The sequence below is a fragment of the Streptomyces purpurascens genome, assembly GCF_045040895.1.
Classification (GTDB): Bacteria; Actinomycetota; Actinomycetes; order Streptomycetales; family Streptomycetaceae; genus Streptomyces; species Streptomyces purpurascens.
In genome coordinates, this window is record NZ_CP108341.1 from 6,032,129 (window position 1) to 6,055,706 (window position 23,578).

Consider the following 23,578-nt stretch of genomic DNA (forward strand, 5'->3'; position numbering starts at 1 on the left):
ATGGATCTGCACACGCTCATCACGCTCACCACCGGCATCACCCTGCTGACGTGCGTCCTCGCGGTCGTCGGCCTGCACTCCTACGCCACGGGCAAGGCACAGCGACAGGCGCTCGTCGACCGCCTGTCCGCCACCGGCCAGATTCCGATCGGCGGCCGTCGCCGGCACTTCCGGAACCTGGACCGCCGGCTGCGGCGCACCGGGCTCGGCAAGAAGCTGGAACTCCGCCTGGCGGCGACGGGCCTGGACATCACCCCGGGTGAGTTCTTCGTCTACATGCTCGCCACGGTCGCCGGCCTGTGGCTGATCGGCCAGGCGGCCCTGGCCCCGTTCTTCGGCCCGCTGGCGGGACTGCTCGGCATCGGGGTCGCCGTGCAGTTCCTGAACTGGCAACGCCAGAAACGCATCGAGAAGTTCATCAACCAGCTCCCCGAGATGGCCCGGATCCTCGCCAACGCGACCCAGGCGGGACTGGCTCTCCGCACGGCGATCGGCATGGCGGCGGAGGAGATGGAGGCCCCGGCGGGGGAGGAACTGGGCAAGGTCTCCGCCCAGCTGGCGGTGGGTGCCTCGCTGGACGACGCGCTCGACGAGATGGCGGACCGCCTTCCGTCCCGGGAACTGGTCGTCCTGGTGACGACGTTGGTGCTGTCGAACCGGGCCGGCGGCCAGGTGGTCAGCGCGCTACGCAACCTGACGGAGACGTTGGAGGAGCGCAAGGAGACCCGACGCGAGGTCCGCACCCAGCTGTCCCAGGTCAGCATGACGTCGTACGCGGTGCCGGTCCTGGGCGTGGGCTCGCTCTTCCTCATGAACGGGGTGAAGGACGGCGCCCTGGACCGCATGACAGGTTCCCCCTTCGGCCAGGGGGCGGTCATCATCGCCTTCGCGCTCTACGCCGTCGGCTTCGTCCTCATCCGCCGCCTGTCCCGCATCGACGTCTGAGAAGCCAGGAGGGAACGGAATCCATGGGACTTCTCCTCGCCCTGCTGATGGGCCTCAGTGTCTGGGGCATCTTCGCCGGCATCCGCATGTACCGCGCCGAGGCCAAACTGCCCGGCGACCTCGCCCTCGCCCTGGAGGTCGGCTCCACCCGCACCGGAGCGGTCGACTCGCTCATCGACCGCATGGGTATGCGCTACGCCCCCGCGGTGCTGCGCCTGATGGGCCCCAAGCAGGTGGCCAGGTACCGCCGCAAGATCGACCTGGCGGGCAACCCGGGCGGCCTGACGATCGACCGCTACGCGGCCCGCCGGGCGGTCTACGGGGCCCTGGGCGGGGTCGGCTTCCTGGTCTTCCTGATGCGGGGCCAGCTCCTGGTCGCCCTCCTCCTGCTCGCCTTCGGCGCGTTCTGGACGGAGGTCGGCATCTGGTCGGCGATCCGCATCCGCAAGGACGTCATCGAACGGACCCTGCCGGACTTCCTGGATGTCCTGGCGGTCGTGGTGAGCGCCGGCCTCGGCTTCCGTCAGGCCCTGGACCGGGTCGCGTCCAAGTACGAGGGCCCCTGGGCGGACGAACTGCGCATCACCCTCCGCCAGATGGACCTCGGCATGAGCCGCCGCCAGGCCTTCGCGGAACTGCGGCGCAGGAACGACTCCGAGCAGGTCGCCATGTTCGTCACGGCGCTGCAGCAGGGCGAGGAACTGGGCGCGCCGATCGTCGACACGCTCGTGGCCCTCGCCAAGGACATGCGGCGCACGGATGCGCAGAACGCCCGCCGCAAGGCCGCCCGGGCCGTTCCCAAGGCCACGATGATGATCACGACCTTCATGGTCCCGGCCACGATGCTCCTCCTCGGCGCCGGCCTGATCCTCGGCTCGGGCACGGACTTCGGCTCGGTGACGGGCAAGTAGGGGGGTGACGGCATGTCGATGACAGGGGAACGCGCCGGGCTGCTGCGCCGCCGCCCCAAGACACCGGAGATCACCACGCCCCCGGCGGGCACGGTCCTCCCGTCCCACGTCCGCACGGGCGCGCCGGACATTCCGGTGACGTCGGTGACGCCGGCGTTGCCGCCGGGGTGGGAGCGGGTGGAGGGGTATGCGGACGGCGGGTCGGCCCCGTACGGGAACGGTCGGTCAGCCGCCGATGGCGCACAGCCCCGGCCGGGGCCACCCGCACCCGACAACGAAAGCCGCACAGGCGGTGCGGGTGGGAACCCCATTCCGGCCGAAGGCCGGGACACGGACGACACCCCCACCAGCCCCGCGATCGACATCCAGGTCAACGCCCTACAGGCATTGTCCCGACAGGTCTTCGGCTTCCGCCTGGCCATGATCGCCCTGGCCACCCCCACCGCCCTGGTCAACGCCAACAACGGCCTCCCCACCCGCCTGGTAGGCGCAGCCGTAGTCGTCACCTTCATGACCTCCTACGTCCTCTTCAGGGACTGGGAACGCTTCGGCCCCCTCCTCCTGCGCCACCCCACCCTCCTCGCCGCTGACACCCTCTTCGGCGCCCTCCTCCTCATCTCCGCGGGCCCCGACAGCACGCTCGCCTACGTCAGCGTCTGCACCCCCCTCCTGGCCGGCCTCGTCTACGGCTGGCGAGGAGCCGCCGTCTTCGCCAGCCTCCAGGCCCTCCTGCTCCTCCTCATCCACGCGGCACAAGAGAACCCACCCCCCGGCCTCACCGAGTCGACCCTCCTGCCCGGCCTCTGCATCATCGCCGGCGCCGTCGGCTCCAGCCTCCGCAACCTCATGCTCCGCTTCGGCGCGGCCACCCAGGCCCTCACCACCGTCCAGGCCCGGCTCGCCGTAACGGAAGCGGTCAGCGCCGAACGCGCCCGTCTGGCCCGCGAGATGCACGACTCGGTCGCCAAGACCCTGCACGGCGTGGCGCTGGCCGCCGACGGCCTGGAGAACACCACGGCCGCCGACCGGATGAACCCGACCCTGATCAGACAGCAGGCGGCACTCGTCGCCCGCTCGGCCCGCCGGGCAGCCGCCGAATCCCGCGAACTCCTGGCGGACCTACGCCGCGAATCGGACCCGGCCCAGGCCACGGACGTCCTGGTCGAACTCGCCGCCCGCACCCGCGACTTCAGCACCCGCACCGGCCTCCCCGCCGTCTACCGCCCCACCGGCGAGCACTCCGTACCCCCCGTCCCACCCGCGGTGGCCCGTCAGCTCCTCACCATCGCCTCGGAAGCCATGGAGAACGCCCACCGCCACGCACACCCCAGCCGAGTCGACGTCCGCGCGGGCGTCCACGGCGACCTGCTCCGCATCAGCGTGTACGACGACGGACGCGGCCTCCCGCCCGGCACCACGCTCGAACAACTCCGCCGGGCGGGCCACTTCGGCCTGGTCGGCATGGTCGAACGCGCCGCCTCGGTGGGCGCCCGCATCCGCATCGGCCGCGGCGGCCACCCCCAGGGCACGGAAGTCCGCCTGGAACTCCCCCTGGCCGCCCTGACCACACCCACCGCATAACCCACGAACGAGAGGAGGCCCCCGATGCCGGACCAGCCGCTCCCACCCCCCGGCGCACCGCAGCCGCCGCACCCCCCGTCACCGTCGCAGAACCCGTTCGCCGACCTCGTGCGGCCCGCACAGCCGAGCCGCGGCCTCCGGGTCGTCGTGGCGGACGACAACCCCGTGGTCCGCGCGGGTCTCACCGCGCTCCTCTCCGGCCGCGCGGACATCACGGTCGTAGCGGAGGCGGCCGACGGCCGCCAGGCCTACGAGGCAGCGCACCAGCACCGCCCGGACGTAGTCCTCCTGGACGTCCGCATGCCCGGCGTGGACGGCATCTCGGCCCTCCCGTACCTGGTGGGGATCGCCCCGGTCGTGATGCTGACGTACAGCAGGGAGTCGGAGATCGTCCAGGAGGCCCTGCGCCGAGGAGCGGGCGGCTACCTGGTGCACGGCGAGTTCACGGCCGACCAGCTGGTCGAGGCCGTACGGGACATCAAGGAGGGCAGGGCCCACTTCACCCCCACGGCGGCGGGCGCCCTGCTGGCCCAACTCCGCCAGGACCAAGCACCGACGCCACCCCTCCCCGAGGGCCTGGGCAGTCAGTCATCAAATGCGACTGCATACGGAATTTCCCCCTCCGCAAACCCGCATACTCAATCTCAACCACCCACTCCACCAGCTCATTTGTATCCACCCCACATCCCACCCCCACCCATTTCTCCAGAAAACCTTTCGCAAGTGCAACCGCATGTGGGACAGTCGTCGTCTGGATGGACGACGAGTGGCCGACCGGCCGCTCCGGACAGGTCGCGGTTCCAACTGAGCACGAGGGAGGCGGAGATCATGGACCTCATCGCGTCCGGCATGAACAACCAGCAGATCGCCGCCACGTGCTTCATCAGCGAGAAGACCGTCAAGAACCACATCAACCGCATCTTCGCCAAGCTCCACAGCACCAGCCGCTCCGAGGCCGCCGCGAAATGGATCGGCACGGCACCGGACCCACACCGAGGACTGGGGTGACCTTCGGTGACGGTCTGGGGAAAGAGCCGGTCGGGCCCGCGCGATTGGGCCCGGAATTGGGCCCAGGGGCCCTCTGACGGACGGGATGTCCCGCCGTACGTTCCTCCTGTCGAAAGCGACACAGCCGAAACCGGAGGGGAACACCATGAGCGACCTGATGCTGAAGACCGCCGTCGCGACCAAGGTCCGCGTGAACGGCTGGAAGAACACCACGGCCGCGGCGATGCAGCGCCGCGCCGGCGACAAGGGGCAGACGGCGGTCGAGTACCTGGGCATCATCGCGGTGGTGGTGGCGATCGTGCTGGCGATCACGGGTACCAGCCTCGGCCAGACGATTCTCGGGAAGATCCAGGCGCAGATCGCCAAGGTCGCTCCTTGATGCGACCTCGCCGGTACGGCGACGCAGGGCAGGCCTTCCCCATCTACATCACGGTGGTGGGGGGCCTGCTCTTTCTCGCGTTCGCCTACTTCGCGGTCGGCCAGGCCGCGGCGAACAGGAACGGTGCCCAGACCGCTGCCGACGCGGCGGCTCTCGCGGCGGCTCAGGACAGGCGGGACCAACTCGCGGGCGCGTGGGTGAAGGACGTACTCGACCCGAACAAGTGGCAGGCCATCTTCGAGGGCAACGCCGAGGGACTCACCCCGTCGTGTTGGCGCGCGCATCAACTCGCCGAGCGGAACGACGCCAGAGTGCTCTCCTGCGGGAATCCGGAGGGGCCTCTGCGCTTTTCGGTCGAGGTTCAGACGAACAAGCCCATGGGAGACTCCATCGTCCCCGGCGAGGCAGAGCGGAAAGCGCATGCTTCCGCTGACGCCGTGATCGAGTCCCGCTGCGAATTCGATCCCCCGGCCGCGGGCGCCGGTCCCGACGTGCTGCCAGAGCTCTCGTGCAAGGGCGTGAACTGGGAGCTGGACCCGGACGATCTCGATGTTCTGCCGAAACCCGAGGACCTCTTCGACGTCCACCTGGCCGAACCACAAGCGAACGACGAGTGACGAAGGAAGCAGAGAGATGAGCATTCGGTTCACTGCGAAGGCCCGCAGGGGGATGGTCGCGCTGACCGCCGCGGCCGGACTTGCCCTCGGCGTGGCCGGCTGTGGCGGCGGTGGTGACAACGATGACAAGTCGAGCCCGTCGGCCTCCGCATCCAAGGACAGTGGATCCAAACCGAGTGCTCAGGAGGGGCAGTCGGGGACACCGCTGGCGGAACTGAAGGGCACGAACGGACTGCTCCTTCAGATCACGTCCGCCGCGAGGGACTCGGGCGGCTTCCTCACCCTGAACGGAATCGTGAAAAACGACGGAGACAAGTCCGTGGTGGTGCCCCCTCAGACGAGCGGTGACGAGACAGAGGTCATCAAGCACGGTCCCTCGCTAGGTGGCGCCACCATCGTGGATGCCAAGGGGAAAAAGCGCTATTACACACTGCGCGACACCGAAGGGCGCCCACTGACGACAACCGGCCTCGGCAACCTTGAGGCGGGCCAGACTCTCCCCGTCTTCATGCAGTTCCCCGCACCGCCGACGAGCACGACCGAGGTCGATTTGCAGGTACCGACCTTCTCCAGCGCCCCCATCAAGATCTCCGGATGAGGCCGGACATGACCCCCACGCCCACCCGAACGGCGACTCCACGCCTCGCCCTGGTCCTCACCGCCGCCGCCCTCATGGTCGCCACGAACATCTACGGCGCCGTCTCGGCCCACGCCGACGAAACCCCCGGCGTCCCCCCTGGCACCGAGGCCTCCCCCTCCGCCCCCGTCGAGGTCGACCCCAACGACCCCGACCTCAAACTCCCCGAGGGCGCCACCCTGGCCTCCGCCAAGGTCCTCGACATCAAACAGGTCGTAGAAGACCAAAGCGGCGACGAACGCCGGGAAGACACCAACGCCGACGTCAAGTTCGCCCTCCAGGCCGAGGTCCTCTTCGGCAAGGACAGCGCGAAGCTCAGCGCGGAGGCGAAGTCCCGCATCTCCGCGATCGCCGAGGAGATCAAGACGCAGAACGCGACGAAGATCCGCGTCTTCGGCTTCACGGACAACCTCGGTTCCTCCGCCCACGGCGACGTCCTGTCCAGGCAACGCGCAGACGCCGTACAGAACGTCCTGGACCAGGAACTGACCGACTCCAACGTCACCTACGAGGTACGCGGCTACGGCGAGCAGTACCCGATCGCGGACAACTCCTCGGAATCCGGCCGCAAGAAGAACCGCCGGGTCGAGGTCTCCTTCCCCCGCTCGGAGAGCTGAGCAAGCGCAGGAGGACCTGACTCCCTGGGCCTCACGGTTGGGCCCCGATTTGGGGCCACGGACCCATCTCGCCCCGCCCTCCCCTCCCTACTCTCGGGTCACGTCGTAGACCAGGAGGGGGGACGGGCATGGCCGCGACCGCTGGACCACCACCGAACTCCGGCCCCGGAGCCACATGGCGACCGCCGGGCCACGCCGGACGCATCCCCATGCCCACCGCGCTGGCGACGGCCCTGGCCCTCACCCACACCCTCTTCGCGGTCACTCTGCTCGGCGGCTTGGGCGTCCTGCTCACCGCTGCCTCGTACGACGCCGTGGACGGCGGCGTCCTGGCCCTGACCGCCTACGCGGCAGCCCCGGGCACTCTCGGCTGGTGGCTCGCCCGCCGCACCTGGCAGGGCGGAACCAGAACCCGGGCCGCCCTGATCGCCGTACAGGCATGGCTGATCCTCGGCGCGACAGCGAACATCACCGACGGCTCACCCCGCGGCTACACCCAACTCTTGCTCCCCTCCCTGACCCTCTACTTCCTCACCCGCAAGGACAGCGCGGGCTGGTACCGCCTCCCCACCCACGACCGTGCCGAACGCCGCCCGTTCTCCCTGCCCCGCATGATCCGCTGGCGCCGCGACGAGGGCCAGACGGCAGTGGAGTACGCCGGCCTCATCGCGGTAGTCGCCGCGATCATCACAGCCCTGGTCGTCAGCGGCCTGGGCACCCAGATCTACGGCGGCCTCCAGTCGGCGGTCTGCAAGGTCACGGGAACGGCCTGCCCGGCACAGCCGTCCGGAGACGGCACCGGCATCACGGCCGAGCGCGGCACGCCGAACCGAGAGGGCACGAGGCCGGAGGCCGGCGACGACGATCAGCCCGAGTCCGAAAGCCGGCACACCCCGCAAAGCAAGCCCGAGGACGACGAGGACGAGAAAGACCAGAACACGGACGACGACGGCTGCTTCTCCGGATTCGGCGCCTTCTTCGGCTGCACGGGCGACCAGCTCAAGCAAGTCGGCGAAGGCCTCTTCGTGGACGGCATCGGCGGCGAACTCAAAGGCATCTGGGACACCGTCACCAACCCGCTCGACACCCTGGACGGCCTCAAGGACTACGGCGGCGTCATCGCGGACCAGTGGTCGCAGGACGCCAGGGACGCCGGCGACAAATGGGCGAAGGGCGACTACTTCGACGCCCTCACCGACTGGGGCGGCGCGACCCTGAACTCGGGCGGAAAGATCCTCGACGACATGTTCATCGGGGAGGAGGTCCGCGACCAGTGGAACAAGGGAAACAAGACCCGCGCCGTCACCACGGTCGTCTGGAACGTCGGCTCCCTCTTCATCCCCGGCTACGGTGAGGCCAAGCTCGTCGGAAAACTCGGCAAGCTGGGCAAACTCGGGAAACTCGGCGACCTGGGCAAACTCACCGACAAGGCCGTCGACGCGGCGGACGACGCGAGAAAGGCGGCCAAGGCCGGCGACGCGGCGGCCGCACGCAAGGCGGCGAAGGAAGCCGACGAAGCCGCGGACGCGGCCGAGAAGAAGGCCCGCGAATCCGGCTGCACCCTTGCGGCCCCACCCCGCAGAACCCCCTACGGCGGTGCCCCCGGCACCGGCACCACGCTCCTGGCCGCGGCCCGAGCCGACTCCCCGTACGTCGTCCTCGCCGAGGACGGCTGCGACGAGGAGGCCAAGGAACAGGCGCAGGAGGCTCGCAAACAGGCGAACGAGGCCGACAAGGCCGCCGACGGTGCGCAGGCGAAAGCGCGGGAGTGGGTCGCCGACGAGAACGTCGACGGACCTGCCTCGGGCAGGACCCTGAAGTTCCCGCACCCCCGGCACACTGTCTCCGGTGCCAAGCACGGCGAGATCAAGGCGAAGAACAGCGTCATACTGAAGGGGCACGAGGCCGACGTCGAGGCAGACATCAAGGCGATCGCCGAGAACAAGGCCCATTTCAACACGGCGACGAACCGCTACGAGATCAACGGCCGTAGCTATGGGGTGGAGGACTCCGGGCGTGTCTACCCGGACTCAGGGCCAGGGATCGTAGAAATGGACCGCAACGAGTACGCCGCTCTCAAGGAGATCGCCAGGGCGAACGGCGACGTGAACGCCCCCGCCCTGACGAAGAATCCGCGCTTCGCCAACAACCCTGAGGCCGTGGCCAAAGCCAAGAAGGTGTATGACGGGACCTACCGATGATCTATGACCTGCTGCTGGTCGGGCCGCCGGTGTCCCCCATGTCACTGGCCGAGGCTCTGGCGGGGGCCGTGAGAACTGAAGGCGCGGACGTGGACGTGGCCGACCGGGACGGCGACCAGAGCCAACGCGACTGGGCCGCACCTGTCCTGTGCGGCTACATCAGACTGCGCGGCGACCTGTCGTTGGCCCTGGACATCTACGTCGAGGACGCCTTGGTCAACGAGGCGCCGCCCGAGCCCGAACTCGCACGACGCCTGGCGGCAGCGCTGGGTGTTCCCGTTCTGTACCCAGCCGAGGAGGACCTTCCGCCGTCGGCATACTGGCTGGCGACCTCTTCGGGACAGTCCGTCCGCGCCCGTCTGCTGTCCTCGGACGACGAACCACCCGTGCACGTGATCGACGCGGTCGAGGAGGAGGTCCCCGACCTGCCCCGGGCGACCATCGAGATCCTTCCGGAGATCCTCGAAAGAGAGCCCATCCCCACCCCCGTCTCCGACACCCTCCTCGCCACACTCCCCCCAGGCACGGCAGCGACCGTCGAAGGCCAGGTACACCACCACCTCCGCGTGTGGGAAAGACTGACCCGCCGACTCCAGTCCGACTGGGCCCCTTCGGGTCACTACCGAGCGGACCTGTTCCACCGCGACCTGGAAGCCAGAGACGCCCTGGAACGACTTGTCCCGAAACTGGGCAAGACACACGCGGACGCCCTACAGGACGCGGTCACCCGCCTCGACCGAACGTTCAGCGAGCACACAACCCCCAAGCCCACACCAGACAACGGGGGAGCGACCCCCTGGTGGCGGAACCGAGTCCCTCGCCACGTCCCCTGGTAAGCAGGTGCACGCCGTTGCACAGTTTCGATCCGTTCAGGAGAACCCCCACCGAGTCGGTCATGGAGCCGACTGCCGAGGAGACGTGGGATCCGCAGGTCGCGCGGTGGCGTGATCCGGAGGGTGACTATGTCCTGCCCCGCGCCCTGCGGTCCTTGCCGCAGCCCTGGGACGAGTGCGACTGGCCTTGGATCGCGGAACTGCCCCGTACCGACGAGCGCCTGGCGGAAGCCCGGCGAGTGGTGACCGTACTCCTGGAAGACCCGGAACTGGTTCCGAACGTGCCCCAGCCGCCGTCGCCCGGCCTGTTGTGGCAGGTGTGGGAGGAGTTCCATCAGGCCGTCGCGAAGAGCATGCCCCGCACGAGCCAGGTGACGTGGTCCGGCGTAGACGACCTGGTCCACGCATGGCGGGACCGACCGCACCTGTATTCGCTGCCACTGCATGTCGTGCGGCATGCCGAAGCGGCGATGCTGGCCATGATTCCCTCGCTGCGGGACGACATCGCCGACTCGGCATTCCGCTGGCTGGCTCTCGACCCTGATCCGGGCCGCTTCGCCGACTGGGCGGTGGGCCTGGCCGAGCGATGCGTAACCGAGGACATCGGCGCCGACCCGGCCATCGAGCTGCTGGGCGCGATGGGCAGCCCAGAGGCCAGGGCGGCACTTGAGCGCCTGTCGGTGAAGCCGGGCGGCCCGGCGAGTTGGGAGAACGCGGAAGCGGCACAGAGCACGCTCTTCGACTTGGGAAACGAAGGAACGAGCCTCTGAATCGAGAACAGGACGCCTAACCCCCACTCACGACGACCTCCACCCCGGCACCCTCCCGCACCCCCCACCCACTCATCACTCCCGCCTCCGCCTCCACCACATGCCGTGCCCGCAGCCGAGGCATCCCCAGCCGCCCCGGCCGCATGGTGCGCACGGCGATGACACGAAGGTGTCGATCGAGATAGGCGACATCGATCGGCATGCGCATACGAAAGGTGTGCACGCTATTGGCGGGGGAGAGCAGAATCGCCCCCTCGATGGAATCCCGCCCCAACAGCCCTTTCGTACGGGCCCGGTACGAGGCGGCGATCTCCAACGGAACACGGACGGACGACCCCCCATCACCCCCGTGCACGACCAACTCCCCACGCCCGTCCCGCCAGCGCCGCTTCATACGGGCCCACCTCCGACCGTGCCACCCTGTCGCCTACGACCTGCTGTCCGAACCCGAACGTATCCGCAGGGGAGTAGGCCCCACATAGGTCCACGGGCCCAAGGCCTTTGCTGGGCCCTTTGCTGGTTCGTGACTGAAACGCCCCGCACAGCACCCCAATGGGCCGACAAATCACCGCGTTATGCAACCGTTACGGCTGATACCGGTCGGCGAATCGCCGCTTTCTCCCCATACACCCCGCCAGTTGACAACCTTCACCCTGGTGCGGCTCCACCCCGCTGTATAGCTTTGGTTCGCTCAAGAGAAGCCTCGCCTCTTACCGGGAGCCGACCGTGAACCGCCGCCCCACCTTCCTCGCAGCGCTCACGCTGACCGCCGCTGCGGCCCTGACGCTGTCCGCGTGCGGGAGCGATGACAGCTCCAAGAACAAGGACAACGACAAGATCGCGGGAGCCGACACGGGAAGCGAAACGGCGGCTTCCCCGACCGCCTCCGACGCGTCCTCCGCTGAACGACCGAAGATCGACCTGCCGTCCGACCTGTCCTACACCTTCGACTGGCCCAAGACAGGGGACAAGGACAAGGACGCGATCCTGGCGGACGGCGAGCAGTCCATCAAGGCTGTGGACTTGGCGATCGTCAATCAGGACGCGCTCGACAAGGCGTACCTCCATTACTACGAGGGCGAGGCGGCTGCCTCCACGCAGAAGTTCATCCAGAACTATGTCGACCACAAGGCGTCCATCACCGGCGTCTACCGCTTCTACGCCCCCGAAGTTGCGGTCGACAAAGACGGTACGGCGTCCCTCAGCTACTGCGAGGACCAGGGCAAGGCGTATGTGAAGTACCTCAAGACAGACAAGGTCAAGAAGACTGAGGTAACCGCCAAGAGCTACGTCATCTACCACACGTCGCTCAAGAAGAACGACAAGGGCGTCTGGGCGGTCCAGAAGATGGTTTCGCAGAGTGGGAGTCCCAAGTGCCAGCCATGAGACGTCCGTTGAAGCGGCTATCTACGGTGGTCATAGCCGGCACGTGCTGGTCCCTTCTCGCACTTCCCGGCATGGCGCGCGCTGACGACACCCTGGGTGGCGACACACAGGGCGCCAACCAGGAGGCCAACGCCGGCAAAGACGGCACCGTCTCCGTAACCGTGGGCGGCGTCGTCTTCGACCGCTCCAAGAACGCCACGGGCAACTCCGCCGGCGCCCTGACGTCGTCCACCTCCTGGACGCCACCGCCCTGCTGGTACGCCCCCAAGTACACCCCGGAGCAACTGCAGAAGACCCTGGAGCCGGTCTGGGAGGCCGGTTCGACGGGGTACGAGTGGGACGCCGAACAGCGCGACCACTACGTCAACGGCCACCCCTACAAGGACTTCAACAAGGACAAGACCGGCAAGGGCTACTTCTGGGACTCGTACGTCGACGAGGACTTCCCCCCGGGGTGGGACTCCTGCAAGAAGCCCGCCTTCTGGGTGGACCAGGGCGACCCCCCGCCCGCCAACGTCGAGAACGCCGTCACCCCGAAGATCCTCGCCGACCTCGCCTATGCGGAGATCCGCGTCCCCAGCACCAAGGTCACCCTGGCACCCGCCGCCGCGACCAAGGTCAACCTGCCGACCTGGTCCTGGCTGGACGCCGCCGACTTCAAGCCGGTCTCCGTCACCGCGTCCGTACCGGTCATCGGCATCACGGCGACCGCGACCGCCGTACCGCAGTCGCTCAGGATCGAACCGGGCACCAAGGACGCGGTGACCTACCCGGCCTCCGGCGTCTGCGACATCAACAACGGCCGCATCGGCGAGCCCTACGCCAAGGGCAAGGCCGACCGGACCCCACCCTGCGGAGTGAGGTACCTCCGCTCCTCGGGCAACGGCACGTACCCGCTCCAGGCCACCGTCACCTGGAAAATCGACTGGACCGGCAGCGGCGGCGCAGGCGGCAACCTCCCCGACGGCACGTTCGGAGCCACACAGGACGTCGTCGTACAGGAGATCCAGGCCGTCAACCGCTGAGCCGAGCGTTAGATCGTACTGGCGGGGCGACCACTCGTGAGGGTGATCGCCCCGCCAGACCTGCAACCGAATGAATAGAGTCCCTTCCTCGTGAGAGCGCAACGGAGCGCGGAAGGGAAGCGGCTGCATGGCAGAGCGGCTGGCCGTCGACGACGACGAGCTCGGGCACTTCATGAAGTTGCTCACCAAGTCAGGCAACTCCTTGAAGGGGTTACGCAAGGCGCTCGGTGGAGCCACCGTCACGGGGCTGGGCACCGACGACCTCGACTCCGCGTGTGAGGACTTTCAGGAGAGCTGGAAGTACGGCACCGAGCAGATCGGGGAGCAGACCGAGAACCTTGCCAAGATCATCGGAAAGAGCAAGGACAGCTACCTCGAAGTGGACAAGGCGCTGGACGAGGCCTTGAGGAAGGCTCGGGACAGCAAGGGTTCCGGTGGGTCAAAGTGACCTATACCCCTGGCATCGAACAGCGAGGTGCCGCCCGCGATCCCCAGACGCTTGCGGACATCGACAAGCCTCAGGGCCTCAAGTCGGCTCCACGCATCGCCAACCCCGACTATCCGCACCTCGGGTTCAATCCGGCGCCGGGCAGCACCGACACGGTTCGTGACCTCTACGGGAAGCTTGCCAGTTGCGCCAAGGTCCTGGAGGAAACGCACGACCTCGTCACCAAGCTGATGGACGGCAGCCATTGGAAGGGCGACGCCGCTGTTGCCTTCCGTGAGGAGCTGGATGGCGGGCCCCTTCCGCTGAACCTGAAGAACGCAGCGCACTCCATCCGCAAAGCAGCCAGGCAGCTTGACCGCTGGGAAGGCGAGCTGGACGACTTCCAGCGCCGTGCCAAGCGGCTGGAAAGCGACGCGAAGGATGCCCAGGCGGATCTGGACGCGGCGAAAGGGCGGGCGGAGAAGGCAAAGGACGATCAGAGCGGTAAGGGAGCTCGCCACAACGACGCTCGCCACAACGATGCGCGGGACAACCCGACCCACGTGAACTCTGCCATCGACGAGGCGCAGGCCGAACTCGATAAGACCATGAGCAAAGCCAAGAGGCTGGCCGAGGAACACGAGGAGAAGGCTCGCTACCGAGCGGGCAAGATCCGGGACGCGACGAAGAAGTTGGCGCCGCGTGAACCGGGCTGGCTCGACGAAGCCCTCGACTGGCTTGACGAGAACCTCGCAGACGTCCTCAGTTGGACAGCTGCTGCGATCGGGATCGCCGCCCTGTTCGTGGCCACAGGCGGGACGGCGGCAGTGGTGCTTCTCCTCGTCGGCGCGACGCTGAGCGCAGAAGCCATGGCCAAGCGGCTGTCGGATCCGGAGGTGCGAGCATCCCTGTGGGACGGTGTGCGTCACGGAGAGTTGGACGCCGACTTCTGGAGCAACGCGGTCGGAGTCGCGGCGGACGGGCTGGGCGCCCTGCCCGGGGTGGGGGCTGTCGCGAAGGGCGCACCCAGCCTGCTCCGAGGGGTCGGCGAGGCAGGCGAAGTGCTCACGCTCGGCCAACGGCTTGCCGGTGCCGGCGGTAAGACCATGGCGGCTGCCAAAGAGTTCGCCGACGTGAAGAACCCGTTCACGGACTGGGTGGTGGGGAAGGCACCGCAACTGACCAGGACGGTCGAAGTCGGTGAGAAGACCGCGCCGTGGGCCGGCATGGCCACTGCGTCCTATGGCCTGGCCACGAAGATGCACGACTCATTGGAGAGCGACACAGGTGAGGTGATCGGCACATCGGTCGACGGCGCCTTCCTGGGGCCTGTCGACGTGGCGGAAACCGTAGATCTGGCCCGCCGTGTTTTCCGGTAGATCGTGAACTGTTCGTATCAATCCTCCTTGAATCGGACGAGAAGGCAACATCCTGTGCATCCCACCACTCACCCCATGGCCTGGAGTCATGCGCCCACCCGTAGTTCCTGGATAAGGCACATGCTCATGAACGTCGTCGGTCTCCTCGGCTGGCCCGGAGGCTGGATCGCCCTGATCGGAATCTCCACATATACGCCGAACTGGGTTGTGTGGATCTTCATGCCCTATTTCCTGTACGGGTTCTACCGATTCTTCAATCAGCTGACCTACTTCCCGGCAGCCTTGCGCATGCGGCGAGTTCTGCGTGAGTATCCCTGGCAGCTGCTGGAAGAAATGCCCAGCGGCCTCGGCAAGCACCCCGAGGCCCGAGACGACGGAATGTGGTTCGAGTTTCGCAACCCTGCCGCCCCTGAGGAGAAGATCCCGCTGGTGTTCATCAAGCACCAGCGGTCGTACTGGTGGCTGAAGCGTCTGGACGGGCCGCGTACCAAGCCTCATCGCAAGGCACAGATTGAACCGCTCTGGTTCGCGGGCGATCCACGTTTCCTCGGAGTAGTCGCTGCGGCGGGTAGGGGAGGCCGGGCGCCAAAGCGGCTCCATTTGCTCTATCAGCGCGCGGTGTTCGACCGGCGCTACGCCGCCGAGACCTGGGGTGCCTCGCCTGCTGATGTCCAGCGCGCAGGCCGCTCCGGTGCCCTCTACGTCGACGACCTCGCGCAGAGCCAAGCGTAGAGACCCGCACATACGAGCCATGACGACATCGACACCGAACTTCGTTCTCCACCCGAGTGCCACCGCACCAGGGGAGGGTGTTTGGTATGCCACTCCCGCTGGGTTTACGCCCCTGTCGCTCGAATCCCTGCTCGCATCGCCGATAACTGCCGCGGCGGACGGTCTCCACCAAGCCTTGGGCCCTGTTCTTACCTCGGCGCCCGACGAGGCAACCCGCGAGGCCGTCCTGGCAAGACTCGGCACCGCCCAACGGATGTTCCAGGTCATGCACGAGACAGGCACGGTCCACTGCTCCCTCGGGCTTCACCGCGATGACACGGGGGACGGCGACGGGGGGCCACTCCTCTCCTTGTTCACCATCACCTGGGTGGAGACCGCCTGGGCCCCGAGAACAGTCACTGCTGCCAGAGCCGTCGCCACGGCCGAAGGCCACACACATATTGAGTATGTGGAACTCCCCAGTGGACCGGCCACGTTCAGCGAGACCGTACGCAACCCCACACCCGAGTCCGGACTACCGCAGCAGCCATTGCTACAGGTCCACGCCCACATTCCGCACCCCGACGGCAGGCGCCTGGCAGTGCTCACGCTCAGCGCGACGGCCGTAGGCCACCGCGAGCACTACCGAGCGGTTCTCCAACAGATCGCGGGTCTGATCAGCTTCGAGGATCCATTCGCGTCCAGTGCAGATGGACGGAATACGGACCGATGAGGGAGCGCCGGTGAGCACGCCGATTCCGCCACTTCCCTGTGCGTCGCAGCCCGCCGTCAGCCACCCGCCCACGCGTCGTGTGATCCACCGCCGTTTGGTCGTCATCCTGCCGATCCTTCTGCCGCTCAACATCTGGGCAGCCGTGACAGCTCTGCGCCTGCAGCGCAGGTGAACATACTCGTACCACCTTGTGCGGTGTGAGGTTGTTGCACACACCACTCGCGGCTGGCGCTTGCGGGAACGCGGCCCCGCGTTGGGGCGGGCCTCCGGGCGTGGGAGCCGTCCTGTCCGAACCAGGGGGCGCCCGCCGCCCCTTTAGATTGACCAGGTACACAGGGCCCATCGGGGCTGTGCAAGCCCAAATGGAGTTGTAGAGCCGCTCTGCCCCGGATAGGAAGCCCTCATGACCACACTCGGCGCCGTCTTCCGCCCCCAACTAGCCCCCGAGCGGCTTCGATCCGTCGCCCGTACTGCCGATGAGACAGGCCTGGACCAACTCTGGCTCTGGGAAGACTGCTTCCGAGAAGGCGGCATCTCCACCGCCGCCGCTGCCCTCGCCTGGACCGGGAACGTACGGATCGGCGTCGGACTGTTGCCCGTGCCCTTGCGGAACGTCGCCGTCACGGCCATGGAGGTCGCCTCGCTGCACCGGATGTTCCCGGGCCGGGTGATCGTCGGTGTGGGGCATGGTGTGCAGGACTGGATGGGGCAGGTGGGGGCGCGGGTCGAGTCGCCGGTGACGTTGTTGCGGGAGCATCTCGTCGCGCTTCGGGCCTTGCTGGGCGGGGAGCGGGTGACCACCGAGGGGCGGTACGTCAGGCTCGACGACGTCGCCCTCGACTGGCCGCCGGAACACACGGGAGGTGGCGTGCTCGCCGGGGCCACCGGGCCGCGGTCGCTGCGGCTCACCGGGGAGGCCGCCGACGGGACGATCCTCACCGCCGCCACCAACGCCGAGGGCGTGCGCAAGGCGCGGCAGCTCATCGACGCAGGGCGGGAGACTGCCGGGCGAGGGGCCGGGCCGCACCCGGTCGTCGTGTATCTGCTGACCGCGACCGGGGCCGGCGCCGCCGGCCGGCTCCGTGCCGAGCTGGCCGACGAGGGGCTCGAGTCCGTTCCGGATCTCGGGGTCGCCGGGGACGCCGGTGCCGTCGCCAAGGCCGTCGAGCGGCTGGCCGAGGCCGGGGCCGACACCGTGGTGCTGCAACCGACCGGGGACGAGCCCGACCCGGAGGGGTTCGTGCGGTTCGTCGCCGAGGAAGTGCGTCCGCTCGTTCCCTGAGGGCCGAACGGTTCCCTTCAGGGCCGTTGTCAGTGGCGGCTGCGACACTCCGGGCATGAGCGATGACGACGTGGACGTGCGGCTGCGAGCTGTTGCGGAAGCCGATCTGGAGTTCTTCCTGGCGTACGAGCATGATCCGGAAGCCGTCCGGCGTTCGAGGTTCACGCCCCGGCCGCGCGACGCGTTCATACGGCACTGGAAGGCCAGGGTCCTCGGGGACGACACCGTTTTCGTGCAGACCGTGACCGTGGACGGAGACGTCGCCGGCAACGTCGTCGCCTGGTGGGACGGCGACCGCCGCTTCCTCGGGTACTGGCTCGGACGCCCGTACTGGGGACGCGGCATCGGCAGCCGGGCCCTGGCCCTCTTCCTGGAGCGGGAACAGAACCGGCCGCTGTACGCCGACCCCTTCAGCGGGAACACCGGCTCCGTTCGTCTCCTGGAGAAGCACGGCTTCCGACGTGACGGTGTCGTCCAGCACGGAGAGGACGAGCATGTCGTGCTCGTCCTCTCGTGACCGGGAGAAGGAGAGGGAGAGTGGCGCCGGAGCATCCGAAACCGCACCGCACCTTCGAGGACCTCGTCGCCGAAGGGGCCTCCGTCCCCACGGAGGGATGGGACTTCTCCTGGTTCGAGGGGCGGGCCACCGAGGCGCGGCCGTCCTGGGGCTATGCGACGTCGATGGCCGGACGGCTGGGGCGGGCGAGTGCCGTGCTCGACATCCAGACCGGGGGCGGGGAAGTCCTCGACTTCGCCCTTGCTCGTACGACGCCCTCCCCGCCCCGGCTCGCCGTCGCCACCGAAGGCTGGCCGCCCAACGTCGCCAAGGCGACCGCCCTGCTCCGGCCGCGCGGAGTCGCGGTCGTCGCCGCGCCCGAGGACGCCCCGCTGCCCTTCGCCGACGCTGCCTTCGACCTGGTCGTGAGCCGGCATCCCGTCCGCCCGCACTGGGACGAGATCGCCCGGGTCCTCCAGCCCGGAGGGACCTATTTCGCCCAGCACGTCGGGCCGGCCAGCGTCTTCGAACTCGTCGAGCACTTCCTCGGGCCCCAGCCGGACGACGTGCGCGGCGGACGCGGCCCCGACCGTGAGCGTGCCGGCGCCGAGGCCGCCGGGCTCGACGTCGTCGATCTGCGGGCAGAGCGGCTGCGGATGGAGTTCCACGACATCGCCGCGGTCGTGCACTTCCTGCGCAAGGTCGTCTGGATGGTTCCCGGCTTCACCGTCGAGGCGTACGAGCCGCAGCTCCGCGCGCTGCACGAGCGGATCCGGGCCGAGGGACCCTTCGTCGCCCACAGCACCCGCCACCTCTTCGACGCCCGCAAGCCGGACTCACCCTCTCCCCGCGACCCCTGATCACGCGTGCGGCCCCACCGTCACCCTCCCCACCACCAACTCGGCCGTCGCCTCCAGCACCTCGCCCACCCGCTCCGCCTGCTCGCCCAGCTCCCGTTCCTGCCGTGCCGTCAGCCGGCCGAGCGGCTCGACCGTGACGGTCGTACGACGGCCCCGGCGCCGCTGGTGCCACACCCCCGCCGCCACACCGTCGACGAGCAGCACCGGATAGTTGCCCGCCTGGCCGCCCGCGAGGGCGCGCCGGTACGCCTCCCCGGGGAACAGCCGCTCGCGGGGCTGCCCGGCGATGACGTACGCGTCGAAGTAGGGGAGCAGCCGCACACCCCGTGCGGGCCCGTCCGGGAAATCGGTGTCACCCGCCGCCACCCACGCCGGTGTCCCCTCGAAGTCGACCTGCTCGATACCGCCCGCGGCGGCCAGCTCGCCGAACAGGGAGGTGGCCCAGCCGGGTGGTGCCGCCAGCCACTTCGCGAAGTGCTGAGGGGTGGCCGGTCCGTAGGCGTGCAGATAGCGGCGTACGAAGGTGCCCAGCGCATCGGCCACGGACTCCGTGCGCGGCGGGCGCGTGTAAGTCGCCTTGCGACCGCGGTTCGGGCCGAAGCACAGCGTGCCCGCCCAGCCCGCCCGGTGCATCACCTGCCGCCAGCGCGGCCACAGGTCCTGGAACGCCGGCATCACCCGGTCACCGGCCCACGGGCCCGTACGGGCGACGATCTCCTCGGTCAGCTCGTCGAGGGTCAGACACCTGCCGTCGAGCGCGTCGCCGATCGCCGTCACGATCTGTCCGGCCTGCTCCTCGGTGAGCCGTACGTCGGGCGGGAACGGGCTCGGTCCGGTCGGAACCGCCGTCAGGGCGGCGGACCAGAGGGGGAGTTCACGCGCGGGGAGCAGATGTACCGTGCCGCGCGGACCGTACGTCTTGACCAGGGACCGTTCGTCCCAGAGTGCCGTCCGTACGTCCGCCCGCGTCAGCTGGGCCGTCCGCACCCCGACCGAGACCTCGGCCGCGGACAGCACCTGCGCGTGCGCGCCCGCCATCGCGCCGACCACCTCGGCGACCGGTGTGCCGCTCCCGGCCGGCCCGGCCAGGAACTGCCGTTCCGCCCGCCGTGCGCTCGCGGCGTCCCATGTGATCCTCGCGGTCGTCGTCATGGAGCGACGTTAGGTGCGAATGAGGACAGAAGCTGTCCTATTGAGCCGCCGTTGGTGAGTCACTCCTTCCACTCACTCCACTTGCGCAACTTCCGCCGAGGTTTTTCACATCGTTATCGCTCGCGGCTCGCCTTCGGTGCCGCCGCTCGCGTAAGTTCAGACCAAGGTAATTCGCGTCAGCAAAGCTGCGCGGGCGGTACCGCGCAGTGGAGGGGGCTGCGCGGTGCCAGGGCCTCCCTGTTGAGGCGGCGACGAGGCCGCGCCGGGGTCAAGCCGGCGTTCGCAGCCGGGTCACCCGTCGGAGGGACGCCGGGGACAAGTCGCCGAGCAGGCCCCAAGGTGCGTCAAATCCCCCGGACCCTGCCCGGGGGTGCCCGATTTCGCTGCGTATCGGCCGTGTTTCAGTCAAGAACAAGCCATGAGCGAGGGCTTCCGCGGGCATCGCCCCGTTGCCGGATGGCTCCGGAGAGTAGTTGTGGCACGCCAATGCACGCAGCATCACTTACGAAGGGTTATGGTGGAAACCCCCCCTCGGGCCGGTCCGTCTCCCCCCCACGGACCGGCCCGATTTTTTTCTGTGCGGGGCGGGCCGGAACACCGGCCGGAATTCTTCGTTCCGCACCCATGGACGGCCCGCGGACGCGGCAGGGGTAGGCTTCGCCTCCGGGGACTGCCGCACGGGCAGGGACCGCCTGCGGCCACGACCGGGCCGCACATCGCGGCCTGTCCGATCCTTACGGAGGGGCTGACAATCACGTGAACCTGCGCGACAAGCTGCGTGGCCTGCTGGTCAGGCTGTACGCACGCCGGGTGGAAGGTCACCTGGACCACGCTCAGGTGCCCAAGCACATCGGCGTCATCATGGACGGCAACCGGCGCTGGGCGAAGGCCGCCGGTTCCAGCACGGTCGACGGACACCGGGCCGGTGCCGGAAAGATCGAGGAGTTCCTCGGCTGGTGCAGTGAGACCGACGTCGAGGTCGTGACCCTCTGGCTGCTGTCCACGGACAACTTCGACCGGCCGCAGGACGAGCTCGGCCCGCTGCTCGGCATCATCGAGGACGTCGTGCGCACCCTGGCCGCCGACGGCCGCTGGCGTGTTCACCACGTGGGCACTCCCGACCTGCTGCCCTCCGGGATGCAGACGGTCCTGAAGGAAGCCGAGGAGACCACCGCGCACGTCGACGGGATACTGGTCAACGTCGCCATCGGCTACGGCGGCCGCCAGGAGATCGCCTACGCCGTGCGCTCCATGCTGCTCGACGCCCAGGAGAAGGGCACCTCGATGGAGGAGCTCGCCGAGGCCGTCGACACCGACATGATCGGGCGTCACCTCTACACGAGCGACCAGCCCGACCCCGACCTGGTGATCCGCACCAGCGGTGAGCAGCGGCTGTCCGGATTCATGCTCTGGCAGACGGCGCACTCCGAGTACTACTTCTGCGACGTCTTCTGGCCGGCCTTCCGCAAGGTCGACTTCCTCCGCGCCATGCGCGACTACGCCGCCCGCCACCGGCGTTTCGGCGGCTGAGCCGTACAAAGCTGAACTTTCGCGGGAGACCGTACGCGGCCCGGCGGATGCCCGGGCACCGCGGTCACCGCACGTCGCAACCCTTCCCGGTACCCCTCCGAAGACGCACGTAACACGGAGTTCACCGGCTCGCCGTCATATGCCGTGGCATGGCGAAGCTCGTTCGAGGGCATAAGCCTGTCAGGTCGACGCCCGAACCACGGGTGTCGGATCTCAGCGGACGGCACGGGGCCGTCCGCCCGGGAGGCCCTTTGCACCAGCCCGATCGTGCGGTCACAGCACGGACGAAGAGGCGGAGGGCCGGTTCTCGGCCCGCGCAGGGCGGCCGACGACCGGTCCAGCTCCACTCCGTCGCTCCCCGACCTCATCCGAGGGGGTACGTCCTTCCGTGGTGACCAGCACAAAGCGCCACAAGCCAGACCGGCGCACCTATGTCCTCGACACCAGCGTTCTGCTGGCCGACCCCAACGCCCTGAGCCGCTTCGACGAGCACGAGGTCGTGCTCCCCATCGTCGTGGTGACGGAACTGGAGGCCAAGAGGCACCATCCCGAACTCGGCTACTTCGCCCGGCAGGCCCTGCGTCTGCTCGACGACTACCGGATTCGCCATGGCCGTCTGGATTCCCCGATTCCGACCGGGGACCTCGGCGGGACCGTCCGTGTCGAGCTCAACCACTCGGACCCCAGCGTGCTGCCCAGCGGCTACCGCCTGGGGGACAACGACTCCCGCATCCTCGCGGTCGCCCGCAATCTGCAGGCCGAGGGGTTCGACGTCACCGTCGTGTCCAAGGACCTCCCGCTCAGGATCAAGGCGTCGTCCGTGGGTCTCCTCGCCGAGGAGTACCGCGCCGAACTCGCCATCACGGACTCCTCCGGCTGGACCGGAATGTCCGAACTGACCCTGCCCGGCGAGCAGGTGGACATCCTCTTCGAGGAGGGGCACGTCTACGTCCCCGAGGCCGCCGAACTCCCGGTGCACACGGGCCTGACCATCCAGTCGGAGCGCGGCAAGGCCCTCGGCCGGGTCACGCCCGAGGGCAACATCCGTGTCGTACGCGGGGATCGGGAGGCGTTCGGCATCAAGGGCCGCAGCGCCGAGCAGCGCATCGCGCTCGATCTGCTGCTCGATCCGGACGTCGGGATCGTCTCCATGGGCGGCCGGGCCGGCACCGGAAAGTCGGCGCTGGCGCTGTGCGCGGGCCTGGAGGCGGTGCTGGAGCGCCGTCAGCACCAGAAGGTGATGGTCTTCCGTCCGCTGTACGCGGTGGGCGGGCAGGAGCTCGGCTATCTGCCCGGCTCCGAGGCGGAGAAGATGAGCCCGTGGGCGCAGGCCGTCTTCGACACGCTGTCGGCGGTCACCAGCCGGGAGGTCATCGAGGAGGTCACCGCGCGCGGGATGCTGGAGGTCCTGCCGCTCACCCATATCCGCGGCCGCTCGCTGCACGACGCGTTCGTGATCGTGGACGAGGCGCAGTCACTGGAAAGGAATGTGCTTCTTACCGTTCTGTCCCGGATCGGGGCCAATTCACGGGTGGTTCTCACCCATGACGTGGCCCAGCGGGACAACCTCAGGGTCGGCCGGTACGACGGTGTCGTCGCCGTCGTCGAGAAGCTGAAGGGGCATCCCCTCTTCGCGCACGTGACCCTGAACCGGTCCGAGAGGTCCCAGATCGCTGCCCTTGTGACCGAAATGCTCGAAGACGGGCAGATCTGACCGTCCCGCCCCAAGCGGTGGTGGTTACGCAGTAGTTGGCGCCGTCCGAAAAGGCGAAGAGCCTAGCCGGGCGGCGTCTTCGCGCGTGACAGTTTCCGTGAATCTCCTGGGCCAAACGGGATGTGAGCTTTCACACCCAGCACAGAATTGCCTTGCCCCGTCGTGTTACGGCAGAGTCTCACTCCTGTCAGGCCCCGCATACGACACACCTGTACCCCCAGCGGTACGGCACCACAAAGCAACAGCATCAACTGCATAGCGATGTCGTATGCCGCCCGCGCACCACGCGGCACTCCCTCCCGAGGGAGTTGCCCACCGGGCCCGTGCCTCCCGTGACCCGTAGTTGGGGAGGCCAGTGTCAGGGGGCACGATTGCGTCCGCGAG

Annotated in this window: 24 protein-coding genes; 21 read left to right on the forward strand and 3 right to left on the reverse strand. The window is 68.5% G+C overall.

Annotated elements, in window-relative coordinates:
- The 11 genes from OHU35_RS27635 (at window position 1) to OHU35_RS27685 (ending at window position 10,499) form a co-directional block, all read left to right on the forward strand.
- Window positions 1-945 (forward strand): type II secretion system F family protein, encoded by a 945-nt coding sequence (locus OHU35_RS27635; protein ID WP_189722971.1) that lies wholly within the window; start codon window positions 1-3, stop codon window positions 943-945.
- A 23-nt stretch (window positions 946-968) separates the two neighbouring features.
- On the forward strand, window positions 969-1,856 hold the full coding sequence (locus OHU35_RS27640) for a DUF5936 domain-containing protein (RefSeq protein ID WP_189722972.1): 888 nt from the start codon (window positions 969-971) through the stop codon (window positions 1,854-1,856).
- Window positions 1,857-1,868: 12 nt separating this feature from the next.
- Window positions 1,869-3,437, forward strand: a complete 1,569-nt coding sequence (locus OHU35_RS27645; protein ID WP_189722973.1) for a histidine kinase — start codon at window positions 1,869-1,871, stop codon at window positions 3,435-3,437.
- 24 nt (window positions 3,438-3,461) lie between these two features.
- Window positions 3,462-4,445: a response regulator transcription factor gene (locus OHU35_RS27650; protein WP_189722974.1), complete on the forward strand. Its 984-nt coding sequence runs from the start codon at window positions 3,462-3,464 to the stop codon at window positions 4,443-4,445.
- 145 nt (window positions 4,446-4,590) lie between these two features.
- Window positions 4,591-4,824 (forward strand): hypothetical protein, encoded by a 234-nt coding sequence (locus tag OHU35_RS27655; protein ID WP_189722975.1) that lies wholly within the window; start codon window positions 4,591-4,593, stop codon window positions 4,822-4,824.
- A complete protein-coding gene (locus tag OHU35_RS27660) occupies window positions 4,824-5,441 on the forward strand; it encodes a pilus assembly protein TadG-related protein (protein ID WP_189722976.1) in 618 nt (205 codons plus the stop codon). Before OHU35_RS27655 ends, OHU35_RS27660 begins: the two co-directional genes overlap by 1 nt.
- A 16-nt stretch (window positions 5,442-5,457) precedes the next feature.
- Window positions 5,458-6,039 carry a hypothetical protein gene (locus OHU35_RS27665; protein ID WP_189722977.1) on the forward strand — a complete coding sequence of 194 codons (582 nt, stop codon included), beginning with the start codon at window positions 5,458-5,460 and terminating at the stop codon, window positions 6,037-6,039.
- An 8-nt stretch (window positions 6,040-6,047) separates the two neighbouring features.
- A complete protein-coding gene (locus OHU35_RS27670; RefSeq protein WP_189722978.1) occupies window positions 6,048-6,695 on the forward strand; it encodes an OmpA family protein in 648 nt (215 codons plus the stop codon).
- 128 nt (window positions 6,696-6,823) lie between these two features.
- Complete coding sequence (locus OHU35_RS27675) at window positions 6,824-8,896, forward strand: Flp family type IVb pilin (protein ID WP_189722979.1); 2,073 nt, start codon at window positions 6,824-6,826, stop codon at window positions 8,894-8,896.
- A complete protein-coding gene (locus OHU35_RS27680) occupies window positions 8,893-9,732 on the forward strand; it encodes a hypothetical protein (RefSeq protein WP_189722980.1) in 840 nt (279 codons plus the stop codon). Before OHU35_RS27675 ends, OHU35_RS27680 begins: the two co-directional genes overlap by 4 nt.
- 59 nt (window positions 9,733-9,791) lie before the next feature.
- Window positions 9,792-10,499: a hypothetical protein gene (locus OHU35_RS27685; RefSeq protein ID WP_189722981.1), complete on the forward strand. Its 708-nt coding sequence runs from the start codon at window positions 9,792-9,794 to the stop codon at window positions 10,497-10,499.
- 16 nt (window positions 10,500-10,515) lie between these two features.
- On the opposite strand, the gene OHU35_RS27690 is transcribed toward OHU35_RS27685, so the two are convergent.
- The gene (locus tag OHU35_RS27690; RefSeq protein ID WP_189722982.1) at window positions 10,516-10,893 is read right to left on the reverse strand and encodes a DUF192 domain-containing protein; all 378 of its coding nucleotides are present in this window, start codon (window positions 10,891-10,893) and stop codon (window positions 10,516-10,518) included.
- Window positions 10,894-11,225: 332 nt separating this feature from the next.
- Here OHU35_RS27690 and OHU35_RS27695 point away from each other — a divergent pair, with 332 nt between their 5' ends.
- From OHU35_RS27695 to OHU35_RS27715, 5 genes are all read left to right on the forward strand, one after another.
- Window positions 11,226-11,885 carry a hypothetical protein gene (locus OHU35_RS27695; protein WP_189722983.1) on the forward strand — a complete coding sequence of 220 codons (660 nt, stop codon included), beginning with the start codon at window positions 11,226-11,228 and terminating at the stop codon, window positions 11,883-11,885.
- Between the two features lie 71 nt (window positions 11,886-11,956).
- Window positions 11,957-12,910, forward strand: coding sequence for a hypothetical protein (locus OHU35_RS27700; RefSeq protein WP_189722984.1), 954 nt, complete (start codon window positions 11,957-11,959; stop codon window positions 12,908-12,910).
- Between the two features lie 127 nt (window positions 12,911-13,037).
- Entirely contained in the window at window positions 13,038-13,358 is a 321-nt protein-coding gene (locus OHU35_RS27705) for a hypothetical protein (RefSeq protein ID WP_189722985.1), read from the forward strand.
- Window positions 13,355-14,716 (forward strand): putative T7SS-secreted protein, encoded by a 1,362-nt coding sequence (locus tag OHU35_RS27710; RefSeq protein WP_189722986.1) that lies wholly within the window; start codon window positions 13,355-13,357, stop codon window positions 14,714-14,716. The genes OHU35_RS27705 and OHU35_RS27710 overlap by 4 nt, the downstream gene beginning before the upstream one ends.
- Window positions 14,717-14,836: 120 nt before the next feature.
- Window positions 14,837-15,448, forward strand: a complete 612-nt coding sequence (locus OHU35_RS27715; protein WP_189722987.1) for a hypothetical protein — start codon at window positions 14,837-14,839, stop codon at window positions 15,446-15,448.
- Between the two features lie 532 nt (window positions 15,449-15,980).
- On the opposite strand, the gene OHU35_RS27720 is transcribed toward OHU35_RS27715, so the two are convergent.
- Window positions 15,981-16,265: a hypothetical protein gene (locus tag OHU35_RS27720; RefSeq protein WP_189722988.1), complete on the reverse strand. Its 285-nt coding sequence runs from the start codon at window positions 16,263-16,265 to the stop codon at window positions 15,981-15,983.
- 298 nt (window positions 16,266-16,563) lie between these two features.
- Here OHU35_RS27720 and OHU35_RS27725 point away from each other — a divergent pair, with 298 nt between their 5' ends.
- Genes OHU35_RS27725 through OHU35_RS27735 form a run of 3 tightly spaced genes read left to right on the forward strand, consistent with a single transcriptional unit; the run spans window position 16,564 to window position 18,798 of the window.
- Window positions 16,564-17,442 carry an LLM class flavin-dependent oxidoreductase gene (locus OHU35_RS27725; RefSeq protein ID WP_189722989.1) on the forward strand — a complete coding sequence of 293 codons (879 nt, stop codon included), beginning with the start codon at window positions 16,564-16,566 and terminating at the stop codon, window positions 17,440-17,442.
- A 55-nt stretch (window positions 17,443-17,497) separates the two neighbouring features.
- A complete protein-coding gene (locus OHU35_RS27730) occupies window positions 17,498-17,959 on the forward strand; it encodes a GNAT family N-acetyltransferase (protein WP_189722990.1) in 462 nt (153 codons plus the stop codon).
- A 20-nt stretch (window positions 17,960-17,979) separates the two neighbouring features.
- Window positions 17,980-18,798: a class I SAM-dependent methyltransferase gene (locus OHU35_RS27735; RefSeq protein ID WP_189722991.1), complete on the forward strand. Its 819-nt coding sequence runs from the start codon at window positions 17,980-17,982 to the stop codon at window positions 18,796-18,798.
- Here the strand turns inward: OHU35_RS27735 and OHU35_RS27740 are convergent, their stop codons facing one another.
- Complete coding sequence (locus tag OHU35_RS27740) at window positions 18,799-19,950, reverse strand: winged helix DNA-binding domain-containing protein (RefSeq protein ID WP_189722992.1); 1,152 nt, start codon at window positions 19,948-19,950, stop codon at window positions 18,799-18,801.
- Between the two features lie 756 nt (window positions 19,951-20,706).
- On the opposite strand from OHU35_RS27740, the gene OHU35_RS27745 reads away from it, so the two are divergent.
- On the forward strand, window positions 20,707-21,480 hold the full coding sequence (locus OHU35_RS27745) for an isoprenyl transferase (protein ID WP_189722993.1): 774 nt from the start codon (window positions 20,707-20,709) through the stop codon (window positions 21,478-21,480).
- Window positions 21,481-21,868: 388 nt separating this feature from the next.
- Window positions 21,869-23,194 (forward strand): PhoH family protein, encoded by a 1,326-nt coding sequence (locus OHU35_RS27750; RefSeq protein ID WP_189722994.1) that lies wholly within the window; start codon window positions 21,869-21,871, stop codon window positions 23,192-23,194.
- The last annotated feature ends 384 nt before the right edge of the window (window positions 23,195-23,578 follow it).

Excerpts from the sequence above, each read along its gene's own strand:
- OHU35_RS27740 (WP_189722992.1), bottom strand. The coding sequence starts at position 19,950 with ATGACGACGACCGCGAGGATCACATGGGACGCCGCGAGCGCACGGCGG.
- OHU35_RS27685 (WP_189722981.1), top strand. The coding sequence starts at position 9,792 with ATGGAGCCGACTGCCGAGGAGACGTGGGATCCGCAGGTCGCGCGGTGG.
- OHU35_RS27640 (WP_189722972.1), top strand. The coding sequence starts at position 969 with ATGGGACTTCTCCTCGCCCTGCTGATGGGCCTCAGTGTCTGGGGCATC.
- OHU35_RS27690 (WP_189722982.1), bottom strand. The coding sequence starts at position 10,893 with ATGAAGCGGCGCTGGCGGGACGGGCGTGGGGAGTTGGTCGTGCACGGG.
- OHU35_RS27730 (WP_189722990.1), top strand. The coding sequence starts at position 17,498 with ATGAGCGATGACGACGTGGACGTGCGGCTGCGAGCTGTTGCGGAAGCC.
- OHU35_RS27700 (WP_189722984.1), top strand. The coding sequence starts at position 11,957 with ATGGCGCGCGCTGACGACACCCTGGGTGGCGACACACAGGGCGCCAAC.
- OHU35_RS27635 (WP_189722971.1), top strand. The coding sequence starts at position 1 with ATGGATCTGCACACGCTCATCACGCTCACCACCGGCATCACCCTGCTG.
- OHU35_RS27665 (WP_189722977.1), top strand. The coding sequence starts at position 5,458 with ATGAGCATTCGGTTCACTGCGAAGGCCCGCAGGGGGATGGTCGCGCTG.
- OHU35_RS27645 (WP_189722973.1), top strand. The coding sequence starts at position 1,869 with ATGTCGATGACAGGGGAACGCGCCGGGCTGCTGCGCCGCCGCCCCAAG.
- OHU35_RS27655 (WP_189722975.1), top strand. The coding sequence starts at position 4,591 with ATGAGCGACCTGATGCTGAAGACCGCCGTCGCGACCAAGGTCCGCGTG.
- OHU35_RS27670 (WP_189722978.1), top strand. The coding sequence starts at position 6,048 with ATGACCCCCACGCCCACCCGAACGGCGACTCCACGCCTCGCCCTGGTC.
- OHU35_RS27680 (WP_189722980.1), top strand. The coding sequence starts at position 8,893 with ATGATCTATGACCTGCTGCTGGTCGGGCCGCCGGTGTCCCCCATGTCA.
- OHU35_RS27660 (WP_189722976.1), top strand. The coding sequence starts at position 4,824 with ATGCGACCTCGCCGGTACGGCGACGCAGGGCAGGCCTTCCCCATCTAC.
- OHU35_RS27715 (WP_189722987.1), top strand. The coding sequence starts at position 14,837 with ATGCTCATGAACGTCGTCGGTCTCCTCGGCTGGCCCGGAGGCTGGATC.
- OHU35_RS27675 (WP_189722979.1), top strand. The coding sequence starts at position 6,824 with ATGGCCGCGACCGCTGGACCACCACCGAACTCCGGCCCCGGAGCCACA.
- OHU35_RS27650 (WP_189722974.1), top strand. The coding sequence starts at position 3,462 with ATGCCGGACCAGCCGCTCCCACCCCCCGGCGCACCGCAGCCGCCGCAC.
- OHU35_RS27705 (WP_189722985.1), top strand. The coding sequence starts at position 13,038 with ATGGCAGAGCGGCTGGCCGTCGACGACGACGAGCTCGGGCACTTCATG.
- OHU35_RS27720 (WP_189722988.1), bottom strand. The coding sequence starts at position 16,265 with ATGACGACCAAACGGCGGTGGATCACACGACGCGTGGGCGGGTGGCTG.
- OHU35_RS27725 (WP_189722989.1), top strand. The coding sequence starts at position 16,564 with ATGACCACACTCGGCGCCGTCTTCCGCCCCCAACTAGCCCCCGAGCGG.